We start from the raw sequence: 4,691 nt of genomic DNA, 5'->3' as shown, positions 1-4,691 counted from the left end.
CCCCTGTCTCCTTTGTGATCATGAGGTTGGCGGCACCGTCCGCGGTCCACGTCGCCGCCAACTTCATGATCAACGCAATCGGGCCGGTGGGGGTGGTCGGTCAGACGGCGGGGCGGTCGCGGCCGGCGGGAAAGCGGTCCAGTACGCCGGTGCCGGCCAGGGCGCGGGTCAGGTACCAGCCACCGACGCCGGCGACGACCAGCGAGCTGACAGCGGTGATCAGAATGTACGGCAGACGGAAGCTGCCCCACGCCGTCCCGGGATACCAGATGAAGACGTCGTACAGAGCTGCGGCGACGCCGGCCAGCGTGCCGGCCAGGAGCGCCACCGGCATCCGGAAGGCGCGGTATCCGGTCGCCGCGAAAACCAGCTCGGCCGCGGCCGCCTCGGCCGGCCCCTGAACGACAAGCGTCCAGCCCCAGGCGCTACCGAGGGCCACGGAGACCAGTGCGGCCAGGGTCAGGGTGAAGAACGCGGCCCCCGGCTTCCGGACGACCAGGGCGCCGAGGACAGCCGGCACCAGCCACACGCCGTAGATGACGGCGCGGCCGGGCAGGGGAATCGCCTCGGCGGGGCCGTTCCACAGCAGCCCCCAGGCCCAGAAGATGACGCCGAAGGCGACTCCCAGCACCGCCGCGACGACGATGTCGATGGTGCGCCACCGGTTGCTGTCGGTGTGCTTCATGGTGTGCTCCCAGTCCAAATGATCGAACCAGGAGAAGACGCACGCCGCGCCCGGTGCTCGCCGGACGGCGGCGCGGCTGGAGGTCGACCGAACTCCCTGCGCTGGCATTACCCAGATCAGGTTCGAGGGTCTGTGGGCGGCCGCCCACACTCTCAGCGCTGTGCGCTCCCCTGTCGGAGGTGAAGGTGTTCTCGTCCAGACGCTAGCACCGACCTGCGGCAACGGCCCAGCCGGTGACCAGCGTGACACCCTCGTACGGCGACGCGCGTGGTGCGGTCGGCTACGGTGGCGATCATGCGGGTCGAGGCGCGAGGGCTGACGTTCGAGGTACGCACCGGCGGCCCGGAGGCCGGCGAGGCCGTCCTGCTGCTGCACGGTTTCCCCCAGCACGGTGGGGAGTGGGACGACGTGACGCCGCCGCTGCACGCCGCCGGCCTGCGCACCTACGCGCCGGACCAGCGGGGCTACTCGCCGGGCGCCCGCCCCGTCGAGGCGTCCGCCTACCGGGTGCCCGAGCTGGTCGCCGACGTGGTGGCGCTACTCGACGCCCTGGGTGTCGAGGCGGTCCACGTCGTGGGGCACGACTGGGGCGCCGTCGTCGCCTGGGCGCTGGCGGCGTGGCACCCGCAGCGGGTCCGGACGCTGACCGCCGTCTCCGTCCCGCACCCGGCAGCCTACGGATACGCGCTGGCGAACGATCCACGGCAGAAGGTCCGCTCCGCGTACATGGCGCTGTTCCGGCAGTCCGGCAAGGCGGAGAAGGTGCTGCTCGCGTTCCGGGCGGCTGCCCTGCGCAAGCTGCTCGCCGGCGTCGGCGACGCCTCCCGGGTCGCCCGGTACGCCGACCCGATGCGCGAGCCGGGCGCGCTGACCGGCGCGCTGAACTGGTACCGGGCCATGTCCTCGCGGGACCTGGCCGCCGTCGGGCCGGTGACCGTGCCGACCACCTTCGTGTGGAGCGACCGGGACGCCGCGATCGGCCGGACCGCCGCGGAGGACTGCGTCCGGCACGTGACGGGGGAGTACCGGTTCGTCGAGCTTTCCGGTGTCACCCACTGGATTCCCGACGAGGCGCCGGCCCCGCTGGTCGAGGCGATCCTGGCCCGGGTACACGGTCACTGCGGTTCCTGAGCCGGTTTCGCGCGTGCCGTGCCGGGGCACCAGCTTGCTGCCGGCAATCCGGACCCGTCGGCATCGTCTTTCGGAGGTGGCACGTGTCCAGGGAATCGGAGCGGCAGCGCTGGCAGCGTAACTTCGCCGACCTGCTTCAGGAGTTGCGGGTCGCGCAGACCGGGGTGCAGATCCTCTTCGCCTTCCTGTTGACCCTGCCGTTCAGCTCCGGCTTTCCCCAGACCAGCGACTTCCAGAAGGACATCTACGTCGTCTCGCTGCTCTCCGCGGCGGCGGCCACGGCGGCGATCATCTCGCCGGTGGCCTTCCACCGGGCGCTGTTCCGGCAGGGCAGGAAACCGGAACTGGTCCGGTTCGCCCACCGGATGGCCAGTACGGGGCTCGCCTTCATGCTGGTCGCGATGGTCAGCGCGGTGCTGCTGATCACCGACTTCATCCTCGACCGGTCGATCGCCTTCGTGCTCAGCGGGATCACCGCGCTGTGGTTGCTGGCCCTCTGGGTGTTCCTGCCGTTCGCCCGCCGCAACTGGGGTGAGGACGACATCGACGACGATGACGACGATGACGACGACCACCCGCGGGACCTCGCCGAGGGCCGTCGCGCCGGGTCGGGCGCGGCCCGGTAAATCCGACGTGCACGTACGGCTACCGCTGGGTAACAACCAGGGGTAGCGTTGCGGATGTCACGCCCGTTGACGCGTCCGGACCGAGGTTCGAGGGGGCAGCCGTGACCACGACAGACAACAGCCGATCCGCCGCCGACGGCACCGAGTCGCTGCCCGAGAAGTCGGGGCAGGCCGCCGAGCGGTCGGGACAGGGCTCAGAGCGGTCGGGGCAGGTCACCGAGAAGGAGGCCCGGCAGGTCGCCGAGGCCGCCCGGGAGACGGCCTGGGACCGGCCCAGCTTCGGCAAGGAGTTGTTCCTCGGTCGCTTCCGGCTCGACCTGATCAACCCGTGGCCCCGCTCCGATCCGGCCGACGTCGCGCGGGCCGAGGAGTTCCTGACCGCGTTCGAGGCGTACCTGCGGGCCGAGGTGGACGGCGCCGCCATCGAACGGGACGCCCGTATCCCCGACGAGGTCTTCCACGGGCTGGCCCGGCTCGGCGCTTTCGGTATGAAGATCGACCGGAGGTACGGCGGGCTGGGGCTGAGCAACCTGCACTACTGCCGGGCGCTGATGCTGGCCGGTTCGGTCAGCCCGGCGATCGGGGCGCTGCTCTCCGCCCACCAGTCCATCGGCGTACCGCAGCCGCTGAAGATGTTCGGCACCGACGAGCAGAAGCAGCGGTTCCTGCCCCGGCTCGCGGCCGGCGAGGTCTCCGCGTTCCTGCTCACCGAGCCCGACGTCGGCTCCGACCCGGCCCGGCTCGCCACCACCGCCGTGCCCACCGACGACGGCACCGGCTACCGGCTCAACGGGGTGAAGCTCTGGGCCACCAACGGCACCGTCGCCACCCTGCTGGTGGTGATGGCCCGGGTGCCCGCCGCCGAGGGCCAGCGTGGCGGCATCACCGCTTTCGTGGTGGACGGCGACAGCGAGGGCATCACCGTCGAACGGCGCAACGCCTTCGTCGGCCTGCGCGGCCTGGAGAACAGCGTCACCCGCTTCCATGACGTCTTCGTACCGAAGGAGAACGTCATCGGCGGCGAGGGCAAGGGCCTCAAGATCGCACTGACCACGCTGAACACCGGGCGGTTGTCGCTGCCGGCGATGTGCGTCGGCGCCGGCAAGTGGGCCCTGCACGTGGCCCGCGAGTGGGCCGCCGACCGGGTGCAGTGGGGCCGGCCGGTCGGCGAGCACGAGGCGGTCGCCCAGAAGCTCGCCTTCATCGCCGCCACCACGTACGGCATGGAGACCATGCTGGACCTCTGCTGCCTGCTCGCCGACGACGACCGCAACGACATCCGCATCGAGGCGGCGCTGGTGAAGTTGTACGCCAGCGAGATGGCCTGGAAGATCGGCGACGAGCTGGTCCAGATCCGGGGCGGGCGCGGCTACGAGACGGCCGAGTCGCTCGCCGCCCGGGGGGAACGCCCGGCCGCCGCCGAGCAGCTCGTCCGGGACCTGCGGATCAACCGGATCTTCGAGGGCTCGACCGAGATCATGCATCTGCTGATCGCCCGGGAGGCCGTCGACGCCCATCTCTCCGTGGCCGGCGACATCATCGACCCGGACGCCGACCTGGGTCGCAAGGCGAAGGCCGGTGCCCGGGCCGGGGCGTTCTACGCCAGGTGGCTGCCCACCCTCGCGGTCGGGCCGGGACAGCGCCCGAAGGCGTACGGTGAGTTCGGCCCGCTCGCCGGTCATCTCCGCCAGGTCGAGCGGTACAGCCGCAAGTTGGCCCGGTCGACGTTCTACGCGATGTCCCGCTGGCAGGGCAGGATGGAGCGCAAGCAGGCGTTCCTCGCCCGGGTGGTGGACATCGGCGCGGAGTTGTTCGCGATGAGCGCGGTCTGCGTGCGGGCGTACGCCGAGAAGGACATTCACCCGGAGAACGTGGAGCTGGCCGACCTGTTCTGCCGGCAGGCCCGGGTCCGGGTCGAGCAGCTCTTCACCGCCCTGTGGCAGAACACCGACACCGTCGACGTGGCCGCCGCGAAGCGCATCCTCGCCGGCCGGTACGCCAGCCTGGAGGGCGGTGTGGTCACCCCACCGGCCGACGCGCCCTGGGTGGCCCCCTGGCAGCCCGGCCCCTCCACCGTCGCGGACGTACGCCGCCGCATCCCCCGGCCACGCTGACCTCACCACCCGGCGCCTGCGGGTCTCCCGAAGCGCCGGGGTCCGCTGGTCGGGGTCGGGTGGCTCACGGCTTGCGGCAGGCTGCGGTTTCCGATCGGGTGGATGCCGCGATATGCCGCAGGTCACGGCCGGGTG

At 71.6% G+C, this 4,691-nt stretch carries 4 protein-coding genes and 1 riboswitch; of the genes, 3 read left to right on the top strand and 1 reads right to left on the bottom strand.

All coding sequences use genetic code 11. From position 1 onward, the window contains the following. Nucleotides 1-100 precede the first annotated feature (100 nt). Nucleotides 101-685, bottom strand: coding sequence for an ECF transporter S component (locus E1182_RS29260; RefSeq protein ID WP_132270955.1), 585 nt, complete (start codon nucleotides 683-685; stop codon nucleotides 101-103). Nucleotides 686-760: 75 nt separating this feature from the next. Continuing rightward, nucleotides 761-867, bottom strand: a riboswitch (TPP riboswitch). Between the two features lie 112 nt (nucleotides 868-979). On the opposite strand from E1182_RS29260, the gene E1182_RS29255 reads away from it, so the two are divergent. The 3 genes from E1182_RS29255 to E1182_RS29245 all read left to right on the top strand — a co-directional run bounded on the left by E1182_RS29255 (nucleotide 980) and on the right by E1182_RS29245 (nucleotide 4,556). Further along, entirely contained in the window at nucleotides 980-1,816 is an 837-nt protein-coding gene (locus tag E1182_RS29255) for an alpha/beta fold hydrolase (protein WP_132270954.1), read from the top strand. Nucleotides 1,817-1,899: 83 nt separating this feature from the next. After that, complete coding sequence (locus E1182_RS29250; RefSeq protein WP_132270953.1) at nucleotides 1,900-2,442, top strand: DUF6328 family protein; 543 nt, start codon at nucleotides 1,900-1,902, stop codon at nucleotides 2,440-2,442. 149 nt (nucleotides 2,443-2,591) lie between these two features. Then, nucleotides 2,592-4,556, top strand: a complete 1,965-nt coding sequence (locus E1182_RS29245; protein ID WP_243706490.1) for an acyl-CoA dehydrogenase family protein — start codon at nucleotides 2,592-2,594, stop codon at nucleotides 4,554-4,556. Nucleotides 4,557-4,691: the final 135 nt, after the last annotated feature.

This window comes from Micromonospora sp. KC721, assembly GCF_004348355.1.
In the GTDB taxonomy this organism is placed as follows: Bacteria; Actinomycetota; Actinomycetes; order Mycobacteriales; family Micromonosporaceae; genus Micromonospora.
The sequence above is the reverse complement of the archived record's forward strand: the minus strand, read 5'-3'. Positions and strand labels throughout refer to the sequence as shown.

Excerpts from the sequence above, each read along its gene's own strand:
- E1182_RS29260 (WP_132270955.1), bottom strand. The coding sequence starts at position 685 with ATGAAGCACACCGACAGCAACCGGTGGCGCACCATCGACATCGTCGTC.
- E1182_RS29255 (WP_132270954.1), top strand. The coding sequence starts at position 980 with ATGCGGGTCGAGGCGCGAGGGCTGACGTTCGAGGTACGCACCGGCGGC.